The organism is Plantibacter sp. MPB07, assembly GCF_046619465.1.
Lineage (GTDB): Bacteria > Actinomycetota > Actinomycetes > Actinomycetales > Microbacteriaceae > Plantibacter > Plantibacter auratus.
Genome location: NZ_CP177043.1, coordinates 721,066 through 744,151, shown reverse-complemented (window position 1 = coordinate 744,151; position 23,086 = coordinate 721,066). Strand labels below are relative to the sequence as shown.

The window sequence follows — 23,086 nt, the reverse complement described above, 5'->3', positions numbered from 1 at the left end:
GCCGGGACTCAGACCGCGAGTCCGCCGAACAGGAGGTAGACCACGTAGGCGACGACCGCCGACGGCAGGATCGAGTCCAGGCGGTCGAGGAATCCCCCGTGCCCGGGAAGCCACGAGCTCATGTCCTTCACGCCGATGTCGCGTTTGATGAGCGACTCCGCGAGGTCGCCGACCGTGGCACTGCCGAGGAGCAGCAGACCGAGCAGGACACCGACCCACCACGGGACACCGAGCATGAGGATGGCGAGCAGCACGCCGGCCACGACCGAGACGACCCCCGCTCCGGCGAAGCCCTCCCAGGTCTTGTTCGGGCTGATCACCGGCGCCATCTTGTGCTTGCCGAACGACAGGCCGCTCACATAAGCACCGACGTCGACGCAGATGACGAGGATCAGGAACGCCAGCGTCCACCATTCGCCCTCGGGCTGGGCGACGAGGAACACGGCGAAGGAGGCGAGGAAGGGGACGTAGACCTGGATGAACGTCCCGGACGCGAGGTCGCGGACGAGCGTGGGAAGGTCGGTCCGCTTCGAAGCGATGGCCTGCTCGGCCACGCGCCAGACGATGACGAGCAGGATGCCGAGCAGGACGACGGACCAACGCCAGACGTCGTGGAGGAAGAACGCCGCCGGCTGCATCGCGACGGCCGAGATGACGGTCGGGATCGCCGGCACCCGGCGCCCGGTCTGCTCGAGGGCCTTCCGCAGCTCCAGCGTGGCGAAGGCCACCACGGCCGAGGCCAGGACGACGAAGATCACCTTGAAGATGATCAGGCTCACGAGCATGATGCCGCCCGCGGCCACCCCGATGAGGATGGCGTTCACGAGGTTGCGGCCGACCCGCGCCTCGATGCGTTCGTTCGTCGCGTCGAACTGCGCCTTCGTCGCCTGGACCTGCCGCTCGATGTCGGCACGTTTGGCGTCGACCTGCCGCTCGAACTTCGCACGGCGGTCCTTCAGCTGAGAACGCAATTCCTGCGAACCCGACTTGCCGGACCGGCCGGGTTCGGGCTTCGACGGATCGCTCGATCGCCCGGGAGCGACATCGTCTTCCACAGGTACCTCCAGCGGGCCTGCCGTCGGTCGAGGGACCGGTCGGCGAACGGAATCAGCGGTGGGACAGCGGCTCAGATGGAGAGCAGCTCGGTCTCCTTGGCCTTCAGCGCGGCGTCGACGGCGTCGATGTGCGACTTCGTGACGGCCTCGAGCTCCTTCTCGCCGCGTGCGACGTCGTCATCGCCGACCTCGCTCTTGAGCGCCTCGAGGTCGTCCTTGCCCTTGCGACGGATGTTGCGGATGGACACCTTCGCGTCTTCACCCTTGCCGCGGACGATCTTGACGTATTCCTTGCGACGCTCAGCGGTCAGTTCGGGCATGGTGACCCGGATGACGGTGCCGTCGTTCGTCGGGTTGGCGCCGAGGTTCGGGATGTCGCGGATCGCCTGCTCGATGTCGCGCAGTGCGGACTTGTCGTAGGGCGTCACGACGATCGTGCGAGCTTCCTGGTTCTGCAGGGAGGCGAGCTGCGCCAGCGGCGTCGGCGTGCCGTAGTAGCTCACCAGGACCTTCTGGAACAGCTGGGGGTTGGCGCGACCCGTACGCACCGTGGCGAAGTCATCCTTCGCGGCCTCGACGGCCTTCGACATCCGGGTACCAACATCCGACAGGACATCCGCGATCACGAGCACTCCTTTGATTGCATTACTGGGTTCAGTCTAGTCGGGCGGCTGGCCTCGGCCTCGCCGCCCTGCCGCTTACGCGGAGGTGACGAGAGTGCCGATCGCGGCACCGCGGATGGCCGCCGTGACGTTGCCGGCCGGCTCCATGCCGAAGACGCGCATCGGCATGCCGTTGTCCATGCAGAGGCTGAAGGCCGTCGAGTCGACGACCTTGAGGCCGCGCTGGAGCGCCTCCTGATAGGAGATGGTGTCGATCTTCGTCGCCGTCGGGTCGACGCGGGGGTCGGCGGTGTAGACGCCGTCGACGCCGTTCTTGGCGACGAGGACTTCGACGGCTCCGATCTCGAGCGCGCGCTGTGCCGAGACGGTGTCGGTCGAGAAGTACGGGAGTCCGGCGCCCGCTCCGAAGATGACGACGCGACCCTTCTCGAGGTGTCGCTCGGCACGGAGCGGGATGTACGGCTCGGCGACCTGCGTCATGGCGATGGCTGACTGCACGCGCGTGGCGGCGCCGGCCTGTTCCAGGAAGTCCTGGAGCGCCAGGGCGTTCATGACCGTTCCGAGCATGCCCATGTAGTCGGCTCGGCCGCGGTCCATGCCGCGCTGGCTGAGCTCGGCTCCGCGGAAGAAGTTGCCGCCTCCGACGACCACTGCGACCTCGACCTCGGCGGTCGCTTCAGCGATCTCGCGGGCGATCGACCCGACCACGTCGGGGTTGACGCCCAACTGGCCGCCTCCGAACGCCTCACCTGACAGCTTGAGCAGTACCCTGCGCTTCTTCTCCGGCATCCGCCTGTCCTTCCTCGTCCCTCACACAACTTAGCGTCAGGAGCCGCCCGCTGTCCGCGACAGCCGTCGACTCGCTGGCTGGATCGTCACCGATCCCACGTGCACGGGTATGCCCGCGCACGCAAAGGGGTCCGGATCGCCACTGGCGATCCGGACCCCGTCACAATTGCTACGCGCCGACCTTGAAGCGGGCGAACCCGGTCACGGTGAGGCCCGCGTCAGCGAGCACCTTCTGCACGGACAGCTTGTTGTCCTTGGCGTAGTCCTGCTCGAGGAGCGCGACCTGCTTGAAGTACGAGGTCACGCGGCCCTCGACGATCTTCGGCAGTGCGGCCTCGGGCTTGCCCTCGTTCTTCGAGATCTCGGTGACGATCTCGCGCTCCTTCTCGACCTCGTCGGCCGGGACGTCGTCGCGGCTGAGGTAGGACGGGTTGGCGAACGAGATGTGCTGCGCGATGCTGCGAGCCGTCTCCGCGTCGTCGCCTGTGTAGCCGACGACCACGCCGACCTGCGCGGGCAGGTCCTTGTTGGTCTTGTGGAGGTAGACGGCGAAGTGCTCACCGTGCACCACCGCGAGGCGGCGGAGCTCGAACTTCTCACCGATGATCGCAGCGGAGTCCGCGATGACCTCGGCGACGGTCTTGCCGTCGGCCGGAGCCGCGTTCCCCTCTTCGACGGTGGTCGCGCCGGCGGCGACGACTGCGTCGAGGACGAGGTCGGCCAGAGCGAGGAACTTCTCGCCCTTCGCGACGAAGTCGGTCTCGCAGGCGAGCTCGATGAGCGTGGCGGTGTCGCCGTTCTCCTTCGCGGCGACGAGGCCCTCGCTCGTGGAGCGGTCGGCACGCTTCGCGTTGCCCTTCGCACCCTTGAGACGCAGGATCTCGGTCGCCTTCTCGACGTCGCCATCGGCTTCGACGAGTGCGTTCTTGGTGTCGACCATGCCGGTGCCGAGCTGCTCGCGCAGCACCTTCAGGTCAGCGAGAGAAAAGTTGGCCATTGCTGGTGTCCTCCTTGATTACTTCTCGTCGGCGACGACGGCGGCAGCTGCGCCCTCGGCGTCGGCGGCGGACTCGGTTGCAGCGACCTCGACGTCTTCGACAGCCGGAGCTGCCTCGACGGCGTCGGTTGCGGCGATCGCCTCATCGGCGACCTTCTCGGTCTCGGCGGAACCCTGCTCGCCGCCCTGGAGCAGCTCCTGCTCCCACTCGGCGAGCGGCTCGGCCGGGGCGTCGCCCTCGGTCGGCTTCTGGTGGCGCTGGATGAGACCCTCGGCGGCGGCGTCGGCGATGATGCGCGTCAGCAGGCCGACGGAACGGATCGCGTCGTCGTTACCCGGGATCGGGTAGGTGACCTCGTCGGGGTCGCAGTTGGTGTCGAGGATGCCGATGACCGGGATGCCGAGCTTGCGCGCCTCGTCGATCGCGAGGTGCTCCTTCTTGGTGTCGACGACCCAGAGCGCCGACGGCGTCTTCGAGAGGTTGCGGATACCACCGAGCGACTTGTGGAGCTTGTCCAGCTCGCGCTTCTTGATGAGGAGTTCCTTCTTGGTGAAGCCGCTCTTGGAGGCGTCTTCGAAGTCGAGCTCCTCGAGCTCCTTCATGCGGGCGAGTCGCTTCGACACCGTCTGGAAGTTGGTGAGGAGGCCACCGAGCCAACGCTGGTTGACGTAGGGCTGGCCGACGCGCGTGGCCTGCTCGGCGATGACTTCCTGCGCCTGCTTCTTCGTGCCGACGAAGAGGATGGTGCCGCCGTGGGCGACCGTCTCTTTGACGAAGTCGAAGGCCTGGTCGATGTAGCCGAGCGACTGCTGCAGGTCGATGATGTAGATGCCGGAACGCTCGGTGAAGATGAAGCGCTTCATCTTCGGGTTCCAACGGCGGGTCTGGTGCCCGAAGTGCACGCCGCTGTCGAGCAGCTGGCGGATGGTTACGACGGCCATGAGCCGTTCTCCTGTTCTGCGCTCGCCACCGCGCCGCTGACGCGGACGGGTGGGAGTGCCTCGGTTGTCTGACGGACCGGATGGCCTCGTCCCTGGTGCCCGGCGCACGTCCGCCACGCTCCGGAGAGCGAGGACCGATTGGAAGTGGTGGCCGAAATGGCACGCGTAGTCACCCCGACGAGCGAGGTGCTCCGTTCAGCATAGCATCAGGCCACCGTGATGACGGTGCTCCACAGCCCGTCCGACCACGTCCGTCTCCCCGCTCCGAGGTGCCCACCGGCCCTCGCTCTCCCGAGCCCGTCAGGCTCGGATCATGATGACCTCGATCGCCAGTTGGTTCCTCATCTCCTGCCTGGTGCTCCTCGCACCCGTGAGCACGTCTGGGGCGGCGCCGGCCTGGAGCTGGCCGATCGCTCCCCCGCACGTCGTCACCGAGCCGTTCGTCGCGCCACCCGACCCGTACAGCGCCGGCCACCGGGGTATCGACATCGCGGCATCGCCCGGTCAGCCGGTCGCCGCGGCGGCAGCCGGCGTCGTCACGTTCAGCGGGACGGTGGTCGACCGCCCACTCGTCGTGATCCGGCACGACGACGGACACGTCTCGAGCATCGAGCCGGTGGTGGGTTCGGTCGACGTCGGTAGCCGCGTGACCCGCGGGGCACCGATCGGGACGGTCGGCGTCGGCGGACACTGCGCCGACGGCTGCGTGCACTTCGGGGTGCGGCTCGACGGCGTCTACGTCAATCCGATGCTGCTGCTCGGCGAGGTGCCTCCGGCCGTCCTGCTCCCACTGACCGCGACCGCGGAGGCTCAGGCCCGCGGGTGGGCGTTGCGGTAGCTCTCCTTGATGCGTTCGACGGAGACGTGCGTGTAGATCTGCGTCGTCGCGAGACTCGCGTGGCCGAGGAGTTCCTGGACCGCGCGGAGGTCCGCTCCCCCGTCGAGCAGATGCGTCGCGGCGGTGTGCCGCAGGGCGTGCGGCCCTGCCGGACCACCACCGGGCACGGCGTCGAGGAGCCGGGCGACGAGCGTGTAGACGGAGCGTGGGCCGAGCCGTCCTCCGCGTGCGCCGAGGAAGAGGGCTGCGCCGGGCGTCGGTCCGCGGTCCTTCGCGGCGGCACGGACGACCAGCTGCGGGCGGGCGCTCGTGAGGTAGTCGACGATCGCCGACTGAGCGGGGACGCCGAACGGCACGACCCGCTCTTTGTCGCCCTTGCCCGTGACACGGACGGTGAGTCGATCGAGGTCGAGGTCGTCCCGGTCGAGTCCGCACAGCTCGGATACGCGAAGGGCCGAGGCGTAGAGCAGTTCGACGACGGCGAGGTCGCGGAGGGCGTTCGGCTCCCCCGATGCGGCGCGGTCCTCGAGCCCAGCGAGGAGGTCGTCGAACGGGCCCCGGCCGACGACGCGTGGCAGGGTCCGACCCGTCTTCGGACTCCGGAGACGTGCCGCGACGTCCGAATCGACCCTGCCGGTGCGCAGGAGCCAGGCGCTCCAGGCCTTGGCCGTGGCGGTGCGTCGCGCGAGCGTCGCCTTGGACGAGCCTGCCTCGGAAGCTGCCCAGAGCCAGTCGCGGAGGAGGTCCAGCGTCACGCCGTCGACGCCCTCGACATCGCGTCCGGTGGCGAAGTCGGCGAGCTGCCGGAGATCGGATGCGTAGGCGCGAACGGTCTGCGGCGACAACCGACGCTCTGAAGCGAGGTGCTCCGAGAACCCGTCGATGCTGCTCCAGATGTCCACGTGGACAGCATGCCCCACGCATCCGACGCCGTGGCCTTCCCCCGCCGACCGATCACCTCACGCCCGTCCGCCGACGAGCACCCACCCTCGTTCGCGTTCCTCGACGGCCCCGGCGAGATCGAGCGCACCGAGCACACCGGTGACCTCTCGAGGACTCAGACCACTCGCTTTCGCAAGCGCCTCGACGGTGCGTGGCGAGCGCGCACTCATCACATCACGGACCCGGCGTTCCTCTGGCGAGGCGAACGCCTGCGCGTCCGCGTCGACCGCGGTCCACCCGGCGAGCTCCGCCATCTGTGCGGCGTTCGTCACGCATGTGGCGGCGTACTCACGGATCAGGCGGTGACAGCCCGCCGACGACGGACTCGTGACCGGGCCGGGCACGGCTCCGAGCGGACGCCCGAGGGATGCAGCGTGACCCGCCGTGTTGATCGACCCGGAGCGGTCGCCGGCCTCCACGACCACCGTCGCAGCCGAGGCTGCGGCGATGAGTCGGTTCCGCTGCAGAAATCGCCACTTGGACGGTGTGGACCCGCACGGTGATTCGCTGATGACGGCTCCACCGGCCTCGCGGATCCGACGGATGAGCGCATCGTGACCGGCCGGGTACGGCCGATCGACCCCGCCTGCGAGATAGGCCACGGTCACGCCCCCGCTCCCGAGGGCGGCTCGGTGCGCCGCGCCGTCGACGCCGTACGCGGCACCCGACACGATCGCGAAGCCCCGATCGACGAGCCCGGCCGCAGCCTCGAGGGTGACGTGCTCGCCGTACCCGGACGCGGCCCGGGCCCCGACCAACGCGATGGCGCGTTCTTCCGCAGGCACGTCGGGAGAACCGCGTAGCCAGAGGGCGTGCGGCGCGTGCACACCGAGGTGGTCGAACCCCGCATGCCAGCCCGGATCGCCTGGCAGGAGTAGTCGTACGCCGACCTCGATCGCGGTCTCGCACGCGGCGACGAGGTCAGCCGAGACGAGACGGGGGCGCCAGCGTTCCAGCGCACTTCCGAGCACGCGGGAGGCGGGAATCGCAGCGGGATCCTCGGACTCGGCATCGGCATCGGCCGACGTCGAGCCCGAGCCACTAAACCACTCGCTGCCGAGGATGCGGCGCTGCAGTTCGGTCGGCCCCACCCGGTCGAGAACCGCTGACAGTGCGCCCGCAGGGCCGAGCGCACCGACCACGAGCCCGGCCACGCCATCGCCCGGTTCGGCGATCATCGTCCAGGCCGCCCGAGCGAAGGCCGCCCGTATCCCGGTGATGCCGACGTTGTCGTCGGCCTCCGAGACGTGCTCGGCACCTCCATCCGCGCGAGGACTGCCCGCGGCCTCAGCCGGCTCCAGGCCGCCGAGTCCACGGACGAGGCGTTCGACCAACTCGCGGTCCAAGCCGAACCACGCACTCACGAGATGCCCTTCCGCAGGAAGAGGGCCCGCCCCAAGTGCTCGGCTGTGGGGCTGTCGGCCCCATCGAGGTCGGCGAGCGTCCAGCTCAGTCGGAGGATGCGGTCGTAGCCACGCATGGTGATCCCGCCCCGCTCGAGGGAGCGGTCCAACGCGCTGGTGACGGATCTGGGCAGCCGCATCCGCGGGCTCCTGAGCCAGGTGCCGCTCGCTTGTGCGTTCGTGGTCCAGCCGGTGCCGGCCAACCGCTCGGCACTCGCGGCCCGCACCGCTTCGACGCGGGAACGAGCCTCAGCGGTGGAGACCCCACCCTCCTGCGAGAGACTCGTGAGTGCCGAGGTGATCCGGTGCACCCGCACGCGGATGTCGATCCGGTCGAGGAGCGGCCCCGAGATCCGCCCGAGATAGCGTCGACGGGCCTGCGGTGGACAGGTGCAGACGCCGTCCGCCGTGCCGTACTGGCCGCAGGGGCAGGGGTTCGCGGCGAGGACGAGTTGGAAGGCGGCCGGGAACGTCGCGCTGCCGTGCGCACGATGCACGGTGACCACGCCGGCTTCGAGTGGCTGACGCAGCGAGTCGAGGACGTCGGCTCGGAACTCCGGCGCTTCGTCGAGGAAGAGCACACCATGCGCCGCGCGCGCGGCTACTCCGGGCCGGATCTGGCGCGAACCGCCACCGATGATCGCCGCCGCCGATGACGAATGGTGAGGGCTCTCCCACGGTGGTCGTCGGGCGAGCGCTCCGTCCGGCGGTAGACCGATGAGCGAGCGGAGGCAGCTGACCTCGACCGCGGCCTCGGGCTCGAGGTCGGGAAGGATATCGGGGAGCCGGGCGGCCAGCATGGTCTTGCCGGCACCGGGAGGTCCGACCATCATGACGTGGTGCCCGCCGGCCGCCGCAGCGACCATCGCGTCGACCGCGTCCGGTTGTCCGACCACGTCCGCGAGATCGAGTGGGTCGGGCATGGGCAGCCGATCGACCCGCTGTCGGACGGGTTCGAGGTCGATCGCGGAGAGTTCTGCACCGTGCCAGATGGCCGCATCACGCAGCGAGGTCGCCCCGATCACCGTGACGCCGGGCACGAGCTGCGCCTCCTCGACGTTGGCCGTCGGCACCATCACCGCGTCGTAGCCGGCGCGGGCGACGGCGAGGACGGCCGGCAGCACGCCGACGAGCGGACGGAGCCGACCGTCGAGCCCGAGCTCACCGAGATGGACGACCCGCTCGGCGGACTCCCGGCGGACGAGGCCGCCCACGGCGAGGCAGGCGATCGCCATGGAGAGGTCGAACGCGCTCCCCTGCTTGGGCAGCGACGCGGGAGACAGGTTGATCGTGAGCTTGCCACCGGGCAGCTCGCAGCCGGAGTTCGCCGTCGCACTCTTGATGCGGTGCGCGGCCTCACCGAGCGACTTGTCGGGAAGCCCGACGATCGCCATGCCCGGTACGGTCGCGGCGGCTGACGCCTCGACCTCCACGATCGCGCCCGTGAGGCCGGCGAGCGCGACCGACCAGGTGCGTGCGACAGCCATCAGGAGACTCCCCGCAGGTGCTGGAGTCGCATGTCCCCTTCGGACGGCAGCACGATGCCGACGACGTCGACGCGCATCCGCCGCGAGCGCGGTCGGTGCTCAGCACACCAAGCCCCGGCGAGACGACCGATCCGGGCCAGCTTGCTCGGCGTGACCGCCTCCGCGGGATCGCCGAAGCCGACGCCGGAACGGGTCTTCACCTCGACGAACACCAGCGTGCCGTCGTCGTCCGCGACGAGGTCGAGTTCGCCCTGCGGGCATCGCCAATTGCGGTCGAGGATGCGGTATCCGCACGCCTCGAGATGATCCGCCGCCACCTGCTCGCCGCGTCGGCCGAGCTCGTCCTTCCGTGCCATGTGCACCTCCTGGCATCCAGCCAAGCGTGCAGACGAGGCTCGTTACCCAGAGGTGGGTCTGTCGTCGACGAGCGCGCGGCGAGGCGTGCCTGTGGAGCGCTGTCGGTCGCGGGAACCGAGCCCTACTCGTCGAGCGTGAGTTCCTTCGGGAGCTCGAAGTCACGCGAGGACAACTGCTCGACGTTGACGTCCTTGAACGTGAGCACCCGGACGCTCTTGACGAACCGGTCGGACCGGTAGACGTCCCACACCCACACGTCGGTCATGGAGAGCTCGAAGTAGAAGTCGTTCGCCGTGTCGCGTCGCACCAGGTCGACCTCGTTGGCGAGGTAGAACCGGCGCTCGGTCTCGATCACGTACTTGAACTGACCCACGACATCGCGATACTCGCGGTAGAGGGCCAGTTCGACCTCGCGGTCGTAGTCTTCGAACTCGTCTTCGTCCATGGTCTCTCCAGTCTACGTGTAGGCGGGCAGCCAGCTGCTCCGGTGGTGGAGGGTCAAGCCGTGCTCGGAGAGGGCCGACAGATGCTGCGCCGAGCCGTATCCCTTGTTGCCCTCCCACCCGTACTCCGGCAGTGCCTCGTGCAACTCGATCATCAGTCGGTCGCGGTGCACCTTGGCGAGTACGGACGCTGCGGCGACCGACGCGCAGTCCCGATCCGCTTTGACCCTCGTGGTGATGGTGAGCGGTCGTTGGAGCGCCCGGCTCAGCCAGTCGCTGTTGCCGTCGAGCAGGACGGTCGATCCCGTGACGTCCGCGCCGACGGCGTGCAGTTCGAGCAGTGCTCGACGGCCGGCGAGTCCGAGGCACGCGGTGATGCCGAGCTCGTCGACCTCCGCCGGGCTCGCGAGTCCGACGGCCCCGTACAACACCCACTCGCGAGCCAGCGGTTCCAGGCGGGTCCTCGCTCGCTCGCTCAACAGCTTCGAGTCGCGGAGTCCCTCCGGGAACGGCCCGCAGGCCGGGACGACCACCGCGGCGCCGACGGCCACCGGGCCGGCGATGGCTCCGCGACCCACCTCGTCCATGCCGATGACCGACGGGACACCCGCAGCGAACAGTTCGTGCTCGACCTCGAGGGTCGGTTCGCTGACGGCCATCACTCCTCTTCTGGGGCGGGGATGCCCTGGAAGACGGACGGGTAGTTGTCGAGCCAGGCCCAGTTGCTGGAGGGCCAGGTGATGACGAACGCACGCCCCACGACGTTGTCGATCGGGACGAAGCCGCCACCGGGGGTGTCGCCGTTGTACCGGGAGTCCTTCGAGTTGTACCGGTTGTCGCCCATGACCCAGAGCGAGCCCTCCGGGACGACGATGTCGAACGGGTCTCCGGACACCTTCTCGGTGCCGGCCGGGAGCTTCACGTACGGTTCGTTCAGCGGAACCCCGTTGACCGTCATCTGCCCGAGCGGATTGCAGCATGACACGTGGTCGCCCGGCAGGCCGATGACGCGTTTGATGAGGTGGTCGTCGCTGTCGGGAGCGACGAGGCCGAAGATCGACAGCACCCATTCGACGGCTGCGGTGACGGGAGGCTGCGGAGCCTCGACCGTCTGCGGGAGCCAGCCGCCCGGATCCTGGAAGACGACCACGTCGCCTCGATTCAGCGAGACCACGTCGGGGACGAGCTCGTTCACCAGGATGCGGTCCTGGATCTGCAGCGTGTTCTCCATCGACCCGGACGGGATGTAGAACGACCGCACGAGGAAGGTCTTGATGAGGAAGGAGACCAGCAGCGCGACCACGAAGATGATGAGGAGGTCGCGAAGGAAGAGCAGCGCTCCGCGCTTGCCGCGGGGGCGCTGCTGGTGGTCGGGCGACGCGTCTGCCGCCAGGGAATTGTCTGTCATTTAACCGCCTGAGCTCCCCACCAGCTTATCCGGTGGGGAGCTCAGGAATGATCGCGGAGGGCGACCGGGAGGACGACTAGTTGTCGCGCTTCTCCTTGATCTTCGCCTTCTTGCCACGGAGTTCGCGGAGGTAGTACAGCTTCGCGCGACGGACGTCACCGCGGGTGACGACCTCGATGTGGTCGATGTTCGGGGAGTGGACCGGGAAGGTACGCTCGACGCCGACCTGGTAGCTCACCTTGCGGACCGTGAAGGTCTCGCGGACACCCTCGTTGGAGCGGCCGATGACGACACCCTGGAAGACCTGGATACGGGACTTGTTGCCCTCGATGATGTTCACGTGCACCTTGACGTTGTCGCCGGCGCGGAAGTCGGGGATGTCCGACTTGAGGGATGCTGCATCGACTGAGTCGAGAATGTGCATGATGATTCCATCTCTGCGACCGCCACAGGTCGACCGCTGAATACGTTCGGAAGGAAGGGTGTGCCCGATGCCGGCGTTCCCCTGTGGCAGAACTGCGGAGGCACAAACAGCAATTGTGTCATGAAAGGGCCTCGGATGGGAAACCGGGCCCCGATACGGCGCAGGCGACCGCGGCGGATACGGCCGCTCAGCGACGCTCGTCGGGCTTGGACTCCTCGATCACGATGAACTCCCCGCCGTCGATCGGACCGGGATCGAACCGTGGCTGCGGCGGGATCGCCGATCCGGGGACCGTGCCTGGCCCGGCTGCAGCGGCCATGCGCTCGAATTCGGCCATCGTCTCCCGGGCGCGGCGTGCCGTCTCGGAGATGAGTTGCGCGATGACCCCCCAGAAGGCGGCGAGGCCTGCGACGACGCCGAGGACCGCCCAGAGGGCGACGCCCGAGCTGAAGGAACCGAAGCAGATGATCGTGACGTGCCAGAGCGTGAGCAGGCCGACGTCCGTCCACGACACGAGCTTCGTCGTCCGGACGCTGGCCCTGGCGGAGATGAGGAACGCGATCGCGGCGAGCGCGATGGCGAGGATCGGCATGGCGATGAAGAGCCCGAACAGGCTCCAGCCGCTCTCACCGAAGAGTCCCCATCCGACGAACGGCCAGGCGGGCAGCACGAAGATCGCGGCGAATCGCCAGTAGTAGAACGCCCGACGGATGATCATGCCTCTCAGGCTACCGCCGGGCTCCTGGGCGCGCACTGGTCGTTCGCTGTCGGCCGATGTCGGTCCGGACCCGAGGGGTCAGAGGAGCTTGCGCTGCAGCGCCCAGGCGGCGAGCTCGTGGCGCGAGGACAGCTGCAGCTTGCGCAGCACGCTCGACACATGGGTCTCCACGGTCTTCACGGAGATGAACAGCTCCGTCGCGACCTCCTTGTAGGCGTAGCCGCGGGCGATGAGGCGCATGACCTCCTGCTCACGGGCGGACAGCCGGTCGAGCTCGTCGACGGACTCCGCAGTCTCCCCCGTCACGGCACCGAAGGCGTCCAGGACGAATCCCGCGAGCCGGGGTGAGAAGACCGCGTCGCCGTCGTCGACCCGCCGTGCGGCCTCCGCGACCTCGGCACCCGAGGAGCTCTTCGTGATGTAGCCGCGTGCACCGGCCCTGATCACCCGGACCACGTCCTCGGCGGCGTCCGAGACGCTGAGCGCGAGGAACCGGGTGGCGGGCGCGATCGACACCGAGCCGGCGATCACGTCCGCGCCACCGCCGCCGGCACCACCCGGCAGGTGGACGTCGAGCAGCACGACTTGCGGGCGCGTCTCCCCGATCACGCGGATCGCCTCCTCAACGTCGCCGGCCTCCCCCAGCACCTCGATGCCGGGATCGAGTTCGCTGCGCAGTCCAGAACGGAAGATCGAGTGGTCGTCGACGATCACGACGGTCAGTGGTCGGTCACTCATGGTCGGCTCCTCGGAACGGTCGGGACGGTGTCGGGCCGCGGCGCAGTCGGCGCGGCGTCGTGCACGGGCAGGACGAGACGGACCTCGGTACCTCGTCCGCCGGGCCCCGGACGGATGGTCGCCTCGCCACCGATGCGCTGCATCCGGCCGATGATCGACTCCCTGACCCCGAGGCGGTCCCGCGGGACCTGTTCCAGGTCGAAGCCGGGGCCGCGGTCCGAGATCGACACCTCGATCCGCTGCGGTGCCGTCTCCAGATAGACGGAGACGTCGCCGCCGGCGTGACGTGCCGCGTTGAGCACGGCCTCACGTACGGCGGCGAGGAGCGGCTCCGGAGCGTCGTCGATCGCACGCCCGACCGCGACGACGTCGACGCGCACCGCGTGGTCGGCCTCCACCGCCGCCGCGATGGTCCGCAGCTCGGTCGCGAGGTCGCCCGTCGGAGCGGTCCCGCCGGAGAAGAGCCAATTCCGCAGCTCGCGCTCCTGCGCCCTGGCGAGACGGGACGCCTCGCTCCCCGGACCGGCCTGCTGCTGGATGAGCGCGAGCGTCTGGAGCACGGAGTCGTGCAGGTGCGCGGCGATCTCGGCGCGGTCGGCCTCGCGCATCCGCGCGGCGCGCTCGTCGGCGAGGTCGCGATTGAGCTGGAGCGCCCAGGGGGCGATGACCACGGCGACCCCGAGGAGCACGGCGATCGCGGCGACGATGACCGTCCACATGTTCGGGCGGTCACCGGTGACGAAGAACAGGAGGATGCCGAGGACGACGAGGACGAGCGCTCCGAGTACGCGGATCAAGAGGGCACGTGAACCCTCACCGCGACCACGCTCGCCGAACTGCCGCCAGGCGAGCGCAGCTCCCGCGAGGACGACGATGACGGGGATGACGGCCTCGAGTGGGATGTCCAGCCCGGTCCGGGTCGCGATCAGCGCGGTCCCGGCCGCGAGCAGGGCGATCCCGAGCAGCACCTCCGTGATCGGCGCGCGACGGGGGCCGTCGAGGTCGGCTCCCTCATCGGTCGAGGCAGGCCGGAGCAGGTGCTCCCGAGGATCGAGCGGTGCGTCCGCGCCCTGCGTCGGCGTCATGACCCACAGCCACACGTAGAGGAGCAGGCCCGCTCCGCCGCAGCACGCGAGGATGAGCGTCGCCGTCCGCACCGCGGCGACGGGGAGACCGGTGTGCTCGGCGAAGCCGGCGCACACACCGCCGAGCAGGCGGTGCCTCGGCCGGATCATCACCTCGGTTCCCATGGAGCCATCCAAGCAGTTCGGGGTGCGGTCGGCACCCTGGGACAGCAGGATCAGGGTGCACTCAGGGTCATGCCGGATGGGCCCGACCCGCACGCTTCGCCAGAATCGGACCATGACGAACCACAGCACGCCGCCCACCGGAGCGGAACCGGGGGCACCCGCCCCGCAGGATCCGACGACCCGCTTCTTCGACTGGTGGCGGTCCACCGGTCTCCGTCGCTCGAGCGACTCGTGGCTCGGCGGTGTCGCCGGGGGTGTCGCGGCCCGGCTCGGCCTCGATCCGATGATCGTGCGCGGAGCCCTCATCGTCATCGCGATCCTGGGCGGGCCGGTCCTCTTCGTCTACGCCGCGGGCTGGGCGCTCATCCCCGACCAGCAGGGTCGGATCCACCTCGAGCGTGCGATCCGGGGCGTCTTCGACCCGGCGATCGTCGCGATCGGTATCCTCGCGGTGCTCACTGTCGTGCCGTTCATGCGTGGCCTCTGGTGGGACGGCGTGCCGCATGCGTGGAACCTGCCGGGGTGGCTGGAGTCGACCATGACCGCCGGTTGGGTGATCGCCCTGGTCGCCGCGGCGGTCTGGCTGATCGTGATGTTCTCCCGCCGCGACCCCGGGCGGGCGACTCCGCCTGAGACACCGCCGCAGCGCGACCCGTGGACCAGCGACGCCTCGATCCCGAAGCCGACGGCACCATCGCCCACAGCCTCCCCCTCGGGCGCCGCCGGCTCGGCCCCGGCCTCCCCCGGTGCCGCGAACCCGGTGTCGCTCGCGAAGGCCGATGGTTGGCCTGATGATGCGGGCACAACCGTCCCGCTCCCTGGAACCACCACCGCCACCGCCACCGCGTGGGACGGGGCTCCGAGCCAGCAGCGCGGCTGGACGAGTCAGGAGTTCCGGGACGAGATGAGCCGCCAGCGAGCCGAGCAGCAGGCCGAGCGTGAGACGAAGGCTCGTGAGCGTCGTGCCCAGCACCCTGGAGCGGCCTTCGTGGCGATCACCCTCGGACTGGCGCTGCTCGCCGGTGCCGGCGCGGCCGTCATCGCGGCGAGCGCCGGGTTCTCGATCCCGGTCGTCGTGGTCATCGGGCTCGCCGCAGCGCTCGGTGCGCTCGCCGTCGCGACGATCGTCGCGGGCATCAGCGGACGGGAGAGCGGCTGGCTCGGACTGTTCACCTGGGCCGCCGTGATCTCCTTGCTCGCCACCGGGGTGTTCCCACTCGGCTCCTCCTTCCTGCCGGTCGGACGCACGACCTGGACCGTGACGTCGACGGATGCGGACGACCGACGTGGCTACGTGATGATCGCCGGCCAACCCACGCTCGACCTCGGGGAGCTCGCCGACGACGACGCGTTGCGCGGTGGGACGATCGACGTGTGGATCCTCGCAGGCGAGGTCGACGTGCTCATCCCCGAGGACGTGCCGGTGATCGTCGAGTTCTCAGCGATCGCGGGCACCCTGGAGACGGGACGCGATGGTCGGGACCGGACGGACCGACGCGGCGGAGCCCTGTTCCAGGATGAGGCACGGTACGGACGAACGGCCTCAGGAGACACGACACGGGTGCGGGTGTGGACGGTCGCCGGCAGCGCTGTCGTGACCGAGGAAGCGGAGGCGGGACGATGAGCGAGCAGGACGACTGGACCGGAGCGGCGGACATGTCGTCCCCAACCGACGCGGCGACGGGATCGGCTCCGTCGGAGACCGATCAGACGGCCACCACGGAGTCGACCAGAGCGCAGCCGGCCACAGCGCAGACGGCGGATGAGCCGAGGACCGATGCTGGCCCGAAGGATCGAGGCGGTCGACCACCGCGCTTCGGCACGATCCTCTGGGGCGTGCTCCTGCTCGTCTTCGCCGGCGCCATGCTCGTCACCAACCTCACCGAGGTGCGCATCGACCCCCTGGGGTGGATCACCGGGGCGATCATCGCGACCGGGGCCGTCCTCGTCATCGCCGGCATCGCCGCCGCCGTGCGACGTCGGCCCTGACAGCCGTCACGCACAGGACCGCGGCGCGCTCAGGCGTCCGGCTGGTCAGCGGGCAGCAGATCCGGGCGGACCTCGCGGGTCCGCTCGATCTGCTGCTGACGACGCCAGGTGGCGATCGCACCGTGGTTGCCGCTCAGCAGCACCGGCGGTACCGGGAGTCCTCGCCAGTCCGCAGGCTTCGTGTAGCTCGGGTACTCGAGGAGCCCGTCTTCGTGAGACTCCTCGACGAGACTCTCGGGGTTGCCGACGACGCCCGGGACGAGCCGACCGATCGCCTCGATCATCGCCATCACGGCGACCTCTCCCCCGTTGAGGACGTAGTCGCCGAGGCTCACCAGGCGGACCCGTGCTCGGCTGGCGGTGTGGTCGAAGACGCGGTGGTCGATGCCCTCGTACCGGCCGCAGCCGAAGACGAGGTGCGGCTCGGCCGCGAGCTCGCGGGCCATGGCCTGCGTGAACACCTCACCCGCAGGAGACGGGAAGATGACCAGCGGCTCCTCCTCGGTGTCGTCACCCAGGATGCCGTCGAGCGCCTCACCCCAAGGCTCCGGCTTCATGACCATGCCGGCTCCCCCGCCGTACGGGGTGTCGTCGACGGTGCGGTGACGGTCGTGCGTCGAATCCCGCAGGTCGTGGACGTCCAACTCGATGAGCCCGCTCTGCTTTGCCTTGCCGAGCAGTGAGAGGTCCAGGGCATCGAAGAAGGTCGGGAAGATCGTGACGATGTCGATGCGCATGAGGAGCAGTCTATTCGCGCGACGGTCGTCCTCCCGGTCGCGTCGGTCAGCCCGACAGCCCGGCCGAGGCCTCCTCGTAGCGGTCGACCACGAGGCCGACGATGCCCGGATCGGGAACCTCGCCGAGGTGGAGGAGCGGCGGCGTCACGAGGTCCGCTCCCGCCTCCTCGAGCAGCCGCGCGAAGTAGCCGGGCGCCAGCAGGTAGGTGGCGATGATGACCCGCCCTCGCGGTCGACTCGTTCGAGCCGCGACCACCGCATCGGGCACCGACGGCTGAGCCGCGGAGACGAACGCCGTCTCGACCGGCACCCGCAGTCGCGACTCCAGTCGACGTCCCATGTCGACGCAGTCGGCGACGGCCCTGGCGTCGGTGGACCCGGCCGCTCCGAGCACGATCCGATCGTCGGGCGTCACGTGCAGCGCCTCCAGTCGCCTGGCGAGGACCGCTACGAGGCGGTCGTCCGGTCCCATCGCCCGTCCGAGTGCCGTCGGCCGATCCGTCGCCTCGAGGTCCTCGACGAGGTCGACGTGGACGTGGAACCCCGCGGACAGGAGCAACGGCACGACCACCGCGGGCCGCTCGGGCTCGATCGAACCGAGGGTGGCCGGGACGTCGGGCTGCTGGACGTCGACGAAGCCACCGGCGACGTGGAGATCGGCACGCGATCGTCCGACGGCGTCGACGAGCGCGGCGACGGAGGCCTGTCCGATCGGGCAACTCGTCCCGTGGGACACGGCCAGGAGCGCCGGACTCGTCCGCGGACGCGTCTGCGGGCGGCGCACCGCGGTCTCGAGCAAGGTCATGCGTCCTCCCCCAGCTCGATCTCCACGAACCCGCCCACGATGCGGGTGCGGAACGTCTGGAGGAAGAGGTTCGGGTCGGTGAAGCACTCACCCGTGCCGAGGTCGTACACCTGCTTGTGCAACGGTGACGCGATCGTCGGTCGCTCCCCTCGAGAACCGACGATGCCGCGAGCCATCACCGGCGCGGCCGTGTGCGGGTCCCGATGGTCGACGGCGTAGACCTCATCTGCGCCGATGCGGAACACCGCGATCTGCCGGGCGTGGAGCAACGCCACCTCGCCCCAGGAGAGTTCGAGGTCGTCGATGGCGCAGACGCGTCGCCACTCGGCGAGCGCCGTCCGCCCGGTGTGCTCCTGCATCGTGATGCTCATCGTCGGCCTCCTGGTCGTGCGTCGGAGCACCGACGCTACGGGCGGGGTGTTTCGTCGGATCACTCGTGACGTTTCGGTGAGGTGAAACCGACCTCACATCCGCCCGGGCGTCGTGTGCGGTCCTGGACGCGTTCGGGACACATGCGGGCAACGGTCCGGAAACGCCGCGTCAGTACGCTCGCTGGAACACGAGCCGAGGGGGCCCATGATGATCGATCCCACCGCAGGAGATCTGCCGCGTCGCGTCGTCGTGGTCGGCGGCGGCCCGGCCGCACACCGTCTGGTCGATGCCCTGCACAGTCGCGACGCCGGGCGCACCATGCACATCACGGTCGTCTGTGAAGAGCTCCACCGTCCCTACGATCGTGTGGCACTGAGCAAGCGTCTCGACGATGCGGTGATCGACCTCACGCTCGCGCCGACGGGCGTCTGGGACGAGCAGCACGTGTCGCTCCTGCTGGGCGAACGCGCCGAACGGATCGACCGCGAGGCCCGGACGGTCCACACCTCCCTGGGGCGGGTCGTCTCGTACGACGAGCTGGTCCTGGCGACCGGCTCCTCGGCCCCGGTGCCCGAGATCGACGGTTCGGAACACGCCCTCGTCTACCGGACGATCGACGACGTGGACCTGCTGGTGTCGGAGATCGAGCGCATCGGCTCCCTGCGAGGTCGTCCCGCCCGGGTGATCGTCGCCGGCGGCGGGTTGCTCGGGCTCGAGGCTGCCGGTGGCGCGGCACGGCTCGGTGCCGAGGCGAGCGTCGTGCACTCCGGGTCGTGGCTCATGTCCGCCCAGCTGGACGAGGGAGCCGGTCGAGCCCTCGGGCGCATCATCGGCGGCCAGGGCATCGGTCTGCACCTGGGGACGAGGCCACGGTCGATCCTCGTGGACGAGCAGGGCGGTGTCTCGGGCGTGAAGTTCTCGAGCGGCCAGCAGGTCGACGTCGACATCGTGGTGTTCGCGATCGGTATCCGCGCCAGGGACGAGCTGGCCCGCGATGCCGGGATCGAGCTCGGTGACCGCGGTGGGGTCGTGATCGGGACCGACTGCAGGACGTCTGCGCCTGGTGTCTGGGCCATCGGCGAGGTCGCCTGCTTCGACGGTCGATGCACCGGCCTCGTCGCGCCGGCGAACGCGATGGCCGAGGTCGTCGCGGATCGGTTGCTCGGTGGCGAGGCGGAGTTCACGACCGTCGACGACGCCACGAAACTCAAGCTGTCCGGCGTCGACGTCGCGAGCTTCGGCGACGCACTTGCACGCACGGAGCAGAGTCTCGAGATCGTGTACGCGGACCCGGCGCGTGGGCTGTACCAGAAGCTCGTCATGACGGACGACGCCAAGACCCTCCTGGGCGGGGTCTTCGTCGGCGACGCCTCGCCCTACGCCTCGCTGCGCCCGCTCCTCGGCGCCGAGCTGTCGAGTGAGCCGGCCGCCTACCTGTCGGCGTCAGGGATCGAGGCACCGGCCGGGGACGAGCTCCCCGACGCAGCGCTCGTCTGCGCATGCAACGCCGTCACCGCGGGGACCGTCCGCGACGCGATCGCGGGCGTGCACGGCGAGGCGTGCACCGAGTTGGGGGCGCTCAAGACCTGCTCCCGCGCCGGGACCCAGTGTGGCTCCTGCGTCCCGCTCGTGAAGAAGATCCTCGAGACGGAGCTGACCAAGTCCGGCATCGCCGTCTCGCGCGCACTCTGCGAACACTTCGAGCTGTCCCGGCAGGAGCTCTTCGAGACCATCCGGGTGCTCGGTCTCACCTCCTTCGACGAGATCCTCGCTCGCTACGGCACCGGACGCGGCTGCGACGTGTGCAAGCCGGTGATCGGTTCCATCCTGGCCAGCCAGCAGGGTGGGTACATCCTCGACGGCGGCCGGGGGACGCTGCAGGACACGAACGACCGGGCGCTCGCGAACATGCAGAAGGACGGCACCTACTCCGTGGTCCCCCGGATCCCCGGTGGCGAGATCACACCGCAGAAGCTCGCGGTGATCGCACAGGTCGCCACCGACTACGGGCTCTACACGAAGATCACGGGCGGTCAACGGATCGACCTGTTCGGCGCCCGCCTCGAACAGCTGCCCGACATCTGGCGCATCCTCGTCGACGCCGGCTTCGAGTCCGGACAGGCGTACGGGAAGTCGCTCCGCAACGTGAAGAGCTGTGTCGGGTCCAGCTGGTGCCGCTTCGGTGTGCAGGACTCCGTGGGCATGGCGGTCCACCTCGAACTCCGGTACCGCGGCCTCCGGGCACCGCACAAGTTCAAGTTCGGGGTGTCGGGGTGCGCGCGCGAGTGCGCTGAAGCACGTGGCAAGGACGTGGGGATCATCGCCACCGAGCAGGGCTGGAACCTGTATGTGGGCGGCAACGGAGGGTTCCAGCCGACCCACGCGCAGCTCCTCGCCGGAGACCTCGACGACGAGACGCTCATCCGGTACATCGACCGTTACCTCATGTACTACATCCGGACGGCGGACCGACTGCAGCGCACCGCCAGGTGGATGGAGGACCTCGACGGCGGACTCGACCACGTGCGGGAGGTCGTCGTCGAGGACTCGCTCGGACTCGCCGCCGAACTCGAACAGGCCATGGCCGCACATGTGGACGGGTATGAGGACGAGTGGGCGGCGACCCTCGCCGACCCGGAGCGCCTCCGCCGGTTCCGTTCCTTCGTCAACGAGCCGGGCGATGCCGAACCGCGACTCGCGCGGGTCGCGGAGCGAGGCCAGTACCGGCCCGCGACGACGGAGGAGATCGAGCGCGGCGAGGCCGTCTATCTCGCAGGGCCTACCATTCCAGTGAGGGAAGGGGCATAGATGTCGGGTCCAGGCAGGGTCACGCTCGTCGGCGGCGGACCGGGCGATCCCGCGCTGCTGACCGTCGCTGCCGTCGAGGCCCTCCGAGACGCGGACGTGGTCCTCTACGACCGGCTCGCACCCCACGACACCCTCCCCGAGCTCGCCCCGAACGCGCTCCTCGTCGACGTCGGCAAGCGCCCTGGCCATCACCCGATCGGACAGGACGGTATCGAGACCGTCATGGTGCGACACGCGCTCGACGGCGCGGCGGTCGTCCGCCTCAAGGGAGGCGACCCGTACGTCTTCGGGCGCGGCAGCGAGGAAGTCCTGGCCTGCCATCGCGCGGGCGTCCCCGTCCGCGTGATCCCGGGCGTCTCGAGTTCCGTCGCTGTGCCCGCGGCTGCCGGGATCCCCCTCACGCACCGGAACCTGAGTCATCTCTTCACCGTGGTCAGCGGTCATGCGCCGCTCTCCGACGAGGAACATCGTCACCTCGCCGGCCTCGGTGGGACGATCGTCGTCCTCATGGGTGTCGGCACGCTGCCCTCCATCTCCCACGGGCTCCTCACCTCGGGGCTCGCCGCCGACACACCCGTCGCGATCATCGAGCGCGGCTACAGCGAGACCCAGCGCACCACCGTGGCCGACCTCGGGACGATCCTCCACGTCGCCGCGGCCGCCGGCGTGCGGTCACCGGCCGTCATCGTGATCGGCCACGTCGTCGCCTTCGCCTTCGACGGTGACGCCGAGGCCTCGGAACTGCTGGCGCGGGCCGAACGTCTGGGGGCATCGGCGTGACCGACACCACCCCGCCGGCCGCTGACGCCGGCCCGGACGTCACGACCCCGGTCCCGGGATTCCGGGCGGACCAGCTCGAGGGCTTCCGGATCGGCGTGACGAGCGACCGTCGATCGCAGGACCTCATCGACGCCTTCGAGCGGCGCGGCGCCACCGTCGTGCACGCACCGACGCTGCGGATCGCACACGCACAGCACGACGAACCGCTCATCGACGACACGCGCGACATCATCGCCGCACGCCCCGACGTCCTGCTCGCCACGACCTCGTACGGCATCCGACGGTGGTTCGAGGTCGCCGACGCCGCTGGACTCGGCGACGAACTCCTCGAGGCGCTCGCCGAGACGGCCATCCTCGTCCGTGGTCCCAAGGCACGCGGTGCCATCCGAGCAGCCGGTCTGAACGACGTGGGCATGAGCGACCGCGAGACCACCGCCTCCCTCGTCGACAAGGTGCTCGCCGACTACCCGGCCGGTCTCCGCGTCGCCGTCCAGCTCCACGGGTACACCGACGAGCGCCAGCTCGAACGGCTCCGTGCCGTCCACCAGGAGGTGCACACGGTCGCCCCCTACCGGTGGACGGACCCCGATGCGACCGACGAGCGCGTGCGGCGACTCGTCGAGGCGATCGTCAGTGGCTCGCTCGACGCGGTCACCTTCACGAGCGCCCCGTCGGTCGTCGCCCTGTTCACGGCCGCGGAGGCACTCGGTCAGGAGGACGCCGTCGTCGACGCCTTCCGTCGCGACGTGCTGTGCGCGGCCGTCGGCCCGGTCACGGCGGCGCCACTGCTCGCCCAGGACATCGAGCCCATCGTCCCCGAGCGGTTCCGCATGGGGGCACTCATCCGGCTGCTGTGCGAGCATCTCGAACAGCACGCGATCCTCCGAGCCGAGACGCTGCACGGCCCGATCGCCATCCGTGGCGCCATCGTGGAGCTGCCCGGCTCGCGGGTCCGGCTCCCCCCGAACTCCCTCGCGCTCCTCCGCGCCCTCGTCCGCGCGAACGGAGCCGTCCTCTCGCGCTCCGCACTGGCCGACGCGCTGCCCGCAGCCGCGGACCACCACGCGCTCGAAGTACAGATGAGCCGCCTCCGCCAGACGCTCGGCGTCCCCGGACTCATCAACACGATCGTCAAGCGCGGCTACCGCCTCGACGTCTGACGGCGCCCGGTCCGGCTCCTG

Annotated in this window: 25 protein-coding genes; 6 read left to right on the top strand and 19 right to left on the bottom strand. The window is 69.7% G+C overall.

The window, feature by feature from the left end; translation table 11 throughout:
* Positions 1-8: 8 nt before the first annotated feature.
* The 5 genes from ACLIME_RS03550 to rpsB form a co-directional block, all read right to left on the bottom strand.
* Positions 9-971 (bottom strand): phosphatidate cytidylyltransferase, encoded by a 963-nt coding sequence (locus ACLIME_RS03550; RefSeq protein WP_254628156.1) that lies wholly within the window; start codon positions 969-971, stop codon positions 9-11.
* Positions 972-1,126: 155 nt separating this feature from the next.
* Complete coding sequence (gene frr, locus ACLIME_RS03545) at positions 1,127-1,681, bottom strand: ribosome recycling factor (RefSeq protein ID WP_064295107.1); 555 nt, start codon at positions 1,679-1,681, stop codon at positions 1,127-1,129.
* 72 nt (positions 1,682-1,753) lie between these two features.
* Positions 1,754-2,467, bottom strand: a complete 714-nt coding sequence (gene pyrH / locus ACLIME_RS03540) for a UMP kinase (protein ID WP_056006822.1) — start codon at positions 2,465-2,467, stop codon at positions 1,754-1,756.
* A 169-nt stretch (positions 2,468-2,636) separates the two neighbouring features.
* Positions 2,637-3,464 carry a translation elongation factor Ts gene (gene tsf / locus ACLIME_RS03535; protein WP_064295106.1) on the bottom strand — a complete coding sequence of 276 codons (828 nt, stop codon included), beginning with the start codon at positions 3,462-3,464 and terminating at the stop codon, positions 2,637-2,639.
* A gap of 18 nt (positions 3,465-3,482) precedes the next feature.
* Entirely contained in the window at positions 3,483-4,406 is a 924-nt protein-coding gene (gene rpsB / locus ACLIME_RS03530) for a 30S ribosomal protein S2 (RefSeq protein ID WP_064295105.1), read from the bottom strand.
* 313 nt (positions 4,407-4,719) lie between these two features.
* On the opposite strand from rpsB, the gene ACLIME_RS03525 reads away from it, so the two are divergent.
* The gene (locus ACLIME_RS03525) at positions 4,720-5,244 is read left to right on the top strand and encodes a murein hydrolase activator EnvC family protein (RefSeq protein ID WP_411558208.1); all 525 of its coding nucleotides are present in this window, start codon (positions 4,720-4,722) and stop codon (positions 5,242-5,244) included.
* Here ACLIME_RS03525 and ACLIME_RS03520 read toward each other — a convergent pair.
* From ACLIME_RS03520 to ACLIME_RS03470, 11 genes are all read right to left on the bottom strand, one after another.
* Positions 5,217-6,146 (bottom strand): tyrosine recombinase XerC, encoded by a 930-nt coding sequence (locus ACLIME_RS03520; RefSeq protein ID WP_411558207.1) that lies wholly within the window; start codon positions 6,144-6,146, stop codon positions 5,217-5,219. The genes ACLIME_RS03525 and ACLIME_RS03520 overlap by 28 nt on opposite strands.
* A gap of 57 nt (positions 6,147-6,203) precedes the next feature.
* Positions 6,204-7,550: a DNA-processing protein DprA gene (gene dprA, locus ACLIME_RS03515; protein WP_411558206.1), complete on the bottom strand. Its 1,347-nt coding sequence runs from the start codon at positions 7,548-7,550 to the stop codon at positions 6,204-6,206.
* Positions 7,547-9,076 carry a YifB family Mg chelatase-like AAA ATPase gene (locus ACLIME_RS03510; protein WP_411558205.1) on the bottom strand — a complete coding sequence of 510 codons (1,530 nt, stop codon included), beginning with the start codon at positions 9,074-9,076 and terminating at the stop codon, positions 7,547-7,549. Before ACLIME_RS03510 ends, dprA begins: the two co-directional genes overlap by 4 nt.
* Positions 9,076-9,432 (bottom strand): YraN family protein, encoded by a 357-nt coding sequence (locus ACLIME_RS03505; RefSeq protein WP_064296323.1) that lies wholly within the window; start codon positions 9,430-9,432, stop codon positions 9,076-9,078. Before ACLIME_RS03505 ends, ACLIME_RS03510 begins: the two co-directional genes overlap by 1 nt.
* A gap of 122 nt (positions 9,433-9,554) precedes the next feature.
* A complete protein-coding gene (locus tag ACLIME_RS03500; RefSeq protein WP_071260887.1) occupies positions 9,555-9,878 on the bottom strand; it encodes a DUF2469 domain-containing protein in 324 nt (107 codons plus the stop codon).
* A 12-nt stretch (positions 9,879-9,890) separates the two neighbouring features.
* A complete protein-coding gene (locus tag ACLIME_RS03495) occupies positions 9,891-10,535 on the bottom strand; it encodes a ribonuclease HII (RefSeq protein ID WP_159878399.1) in 645 nt (214 codons plus the stop codon).
* Positions 10,535-11,284 carry a signal peptidase I gene (gene lepB / locus ACLIME_RS03490; protein WP_064296320.1) on the bottom strand — a complete coding sequence of 250 codons (750 nt, stop codon included), beginning with the start codon at positions 11,282-11,284 and terminating at the stop codon, positions 10,535-10,537. The genes ACLIME_RS03495 and lepB overlap by 1 nt, the downstream gene beginning before the upstream one ends.
* A 76-nt stretch (positions 11,285-11,360) precedes the next feature.
* Positions 11,361-11,708: a 50S ribosomal protein L19 gene (gene rplS / locus ACLIME_RS03485; protein WP_056006851.1), complete on the bottom strand. Its 348-nt coding sequence runs from the start codon at positions 11,706-11,708 to the stop codon at positions 11,361-11,363.
* 187 nt (positions 11,709-11,895) lie between these two features.
* Positions 11,896-12,426, bottom strand: coding sequence for a hypothetical protein (locus tag ACLIME_RS03480; protein WP_137241868.1), 531 nt, complete (start codon positions 12,424-12,426; stop codon positions 11,896-11,898).
* Positions 12,427-12,504: 78 nt separating this feature from the next.
* Positions 12,505-13,164 carry a LuxR C-terminal-related transcriptional regulator gene (locus ACLIME_RS03475; RefSeq protein WP_064296318.1) on the bottom strand — a complete coding sequence of 220 codons (660 nt, stop codon included), beginning with the start codon at positions 13,162-13,164 and terminating at the stop codon, positions 12,505-12,507.
* Complete coding sequence (locus ACLIME_RS03470) at positions 13,161-14,414, bottom strand: PspC domain-containing protein (RefSeq protein ID WP_411558204.1); 1,254 nt, start codon at positions 14,412-14,414, stop codon at positions 13,161-13,163. Before ACLIME_RS03470 ends, ACLIME_RS03475 begins: the two co-directional genes overlap by 4 nt.
* A 112-nt stretch (positions 14,415-14,526) precedes the next feature.
* On the opposite strand from ACLIME_RS03470, the gene ACLIME_RS03465 reads away from it, so the two are divergent.
* Together ACLIME_RS03465 and ACLIME_RS03460 are read left to right on the top strand one after the other, a co-directional pair.
* On the top strand, positions 14,527-16,038 hold the full coding sequence (locus tag ACLIME_RS03465; protein WP_411558203.1) for a PspC domain-containing protein: 1,512 nt from the start codon (positions 14,527-14,529) through the stop codon (positions 16,036-16,038).
* Positions 16,035-16,403: a hypothetical protein gene (locus ACLIME_RS03460; RefSeq protein ID WP_159878387.1), complete on the top strand. Its 369-nt coding sequence runs from the start codon at positions 16,035-16,037 to the stop codon at positions 16,401-16,403. The genes ACLIME_RS03465 and ACLIME_RS03460 overlap by 4 nt, the downstream gene beginning before the upstream one ends.
* A 29-nt stretch (positions 16,404-16,432) precedes the next feature.
* On the opposite strand, the gene trmD is transcribed toward ACLIME_RS03460, so the two are convergent.
* From trmD to nirD, 3 genes are read right to left on the bottom strand one after another with little or no spacing between them, the layout of a single operon-like run.
* The gene (gene trmD / locus ACLIME_RS03455; RefSeq protein WP_202939084.1) at positions 16,433-17,140 is read right to left on the bottom strand and encodes a tRNA (guanosine(37)-N1)-methyltransferase TrmD; all 708 of its coding nucleotides are present in this window, start codon (positions 17,138-17,140) and stop codon (positions 16,433-16,435) included.
* A 46-nt stretch (positions 17,141-17,186) separates the two neighbouring features.
* Positions 17,187-17,945 carry a sirohydrochlorin chelatase gene (locus tag ACLIME_RS03450; protein WP_411558202.1) on the bottom strand — a complete coding sequence of 253 codons (759 nt, stop codon included), beginning with the start codon at positions 17,943-17,945 and terminating at the stop codon, positions 17,187-17,189.
* Positions 17,942-18,316, bottom strand: coding sequence for a nitrite reductase small subunit NirD (gene nirD, locus ACLIME_RS03445; RefSeq protein WP_411558201.1), 375 nt, complete (start codon positions 18,314-18,316; stop codon positions 17,942-17,944). The genes ACLIME_RS03450 and nirD overlap by 4 nt, the downstream gene beginning before the upstream one ends.
* A gap of 205 nt (positions 18,317-18,521) precedes the next feature.
* Here nirD and nirB point away from each other — a divergent pair, with 205 nt between their 5' ends.
* From nirB to ACLIME_RS03430, 3 genes are read left to right on the top strand one after another with little or no spacing between them, the layout of a single operon-like run.
* Entirely contained in the window at positions 18,522-21,125 is a 2,604-nt protein-coding gene (gene nirB / locus ACLIME_RS03440; RefSeq protein WP_411558200.1) for a nitrite reductase large subunit NirB, read from the top strand.
* On the top strand, positions 21,126-21,905 hold the full coding sequence (gene cobA, locus ACLIME_RS03435) for a uroporphyrinogen-III C-methyltransferase (RefSeq protein ID WP_411558199.1): 780 nt from the start codon (positions 21,126-21,128) through the stop codon (positions 21,903-21,905).
* Positions 21,902-23,065 (top strand): uroporphyrinogen-III synthase, encoded by a 1,164-nt coding sequence (locus ACLIME_RS03430; protein ID WP_411558198.1) that lies wholly within the window; start codon positions 21,902-21,904, stop codon positions 23,063-23,065. Before cobA ends, ACLIME_RS03430 begins: the two co-directional genes overlap by 4 nt.
* The last annotated feature ends 21 nt before the right edge of the window (positions 23,066-23,086 follow it).

Coding starts and splice junctions, on each gene's coding strand:
- pyrH (WP_056006822.1), bottom strand. CDS start 2,467: ATGCCGGAGAAGAAGCGCAGGGTACTGCTCAAGCTGTCAGGTGAGGCG.
- tsf (WP_064295106.1), bottom strand. CDS start 3,464: ATGGCCAACTTTTCTCTCGCTGACCTGAAGGTGCTGCGCGAGCAGCTC.
- rpsB (WP_064295105.1), bottom strand. CDS start 4,406: ATGGCCGTCGTAACCATCCGCCAGCTGCTCGACAGCGGCGTGCACTTC.
- ACLIME_RS03525 (WP_411558208.1), top strand. CDS start 4,720: ATGATGACCTCGATCGCCAGTTGGTTCCTCATCTCCTGCCTGGTGCTC.
- ACLIME_RS03510 (WP_411558205.1), bottom strand. CDS start 9,076: ATGGCTGTCGCACGCACCTGGTCGGTCGCGCTCGCCGGCCTCACGGGC.
- ACLIME_RS03505 (WP_064296323.1), bottom strand. CDS start 9,432: ATGGCACGGAAGGACGAGCTCGGCCGACGCGGCGAGCAGGTGGCGGCG.
- ACLIME_RS03500 (WP_071260887.1), bottom strand. CDS start 9,878: ATGGACGAAGACGAGTTCGAAGACTACGACCGCGAGGTCGAACTGGCC.
- ACLIME_RS03495 (WP_159878399.1), bottom strand. CDS start 10,535: ATGGCCGTCAGCGAACCGACCCTCGAGGTCGAGCACGAACTGTTCGCT.
- lepB (WP_064296320.1), bottom strand. CDS start 11,284: ATGACAGACAATTCCCTGGCGGCAGACGCGTCGCCCGACCACCAGCAG.
- rplS (WP_056006851.1), bottom strand. CDS start 11,708: ATGCACATTCTCGACTCAGTCGATGCAGCATCCCTCAAGTCGGACATC.
- ACLIME_RS03480 (WP_137241868.1), bottom strand. CDS start 12,426: ATGATCATCCGTCGGGCGTTCTACTACTGGCGATTCGCCGCGATCTTC.
- ACLIME_RS03475 (WP_064296318.1), bottom strand. CDS start 13,164: ATGAGTGACCGACCACTGACCGTCGTGATCGTCGACGACCACTCGATC.
- ACLIME_RS03470 (WP_411558204.1), bottom strand. CDS start 14,414: ATGGGAACCGAGGTGATGATCCGGCCGAGGCACCGCCTGCTCGGCGGT.
- ACLIME_RS03465 (WP_411558203.1), top strand. CDS start 14,527: ATGACGAACCACAGCACGCCGCCCACCGGAGCGGAACCGGGGGCACCC.
- ACLIME_RS03460 (WP_159878387.1), top strand. CDS start 16,035: ATGAGCGAGCAGGACGACTGGACCGGAGCGGCGGACATGTCGTCCCCA.
- trmD (WP_202939084.1), bottom strand. CDS start 17,140: ATGCGCATCGACATCGTCACGATCTTCCCGACCTTCTTCGATGCCCTG.
- ACLIME_RS03450 (WP_411558202.1), bottom strand. CDS start 17,945: ATGACCTTGCTCGAGACCGCGGTGCGCCGCCCGCAGACGCGTCCGCGG.
- nirD (WP_411558201.1), bottom strand. CDS start 18,316: ATGAGCATCACGATGCAGGAGCACACCGGGCGGACGGCGCTCGCCGAG.
- nirB (WP_411558200.1), top strand. CDS start 18,522: ATGATGATCGATCCCACCGCAGGAGATCTGCCGCGTCGCGTCGTCGTG.
- cobA (WP_411558199.1), top strand. CDS start 21,126: ATGTCGGGTCCAGGCAGGGTCACGCTCGTCGGCGGCGGACCGGGCGAT.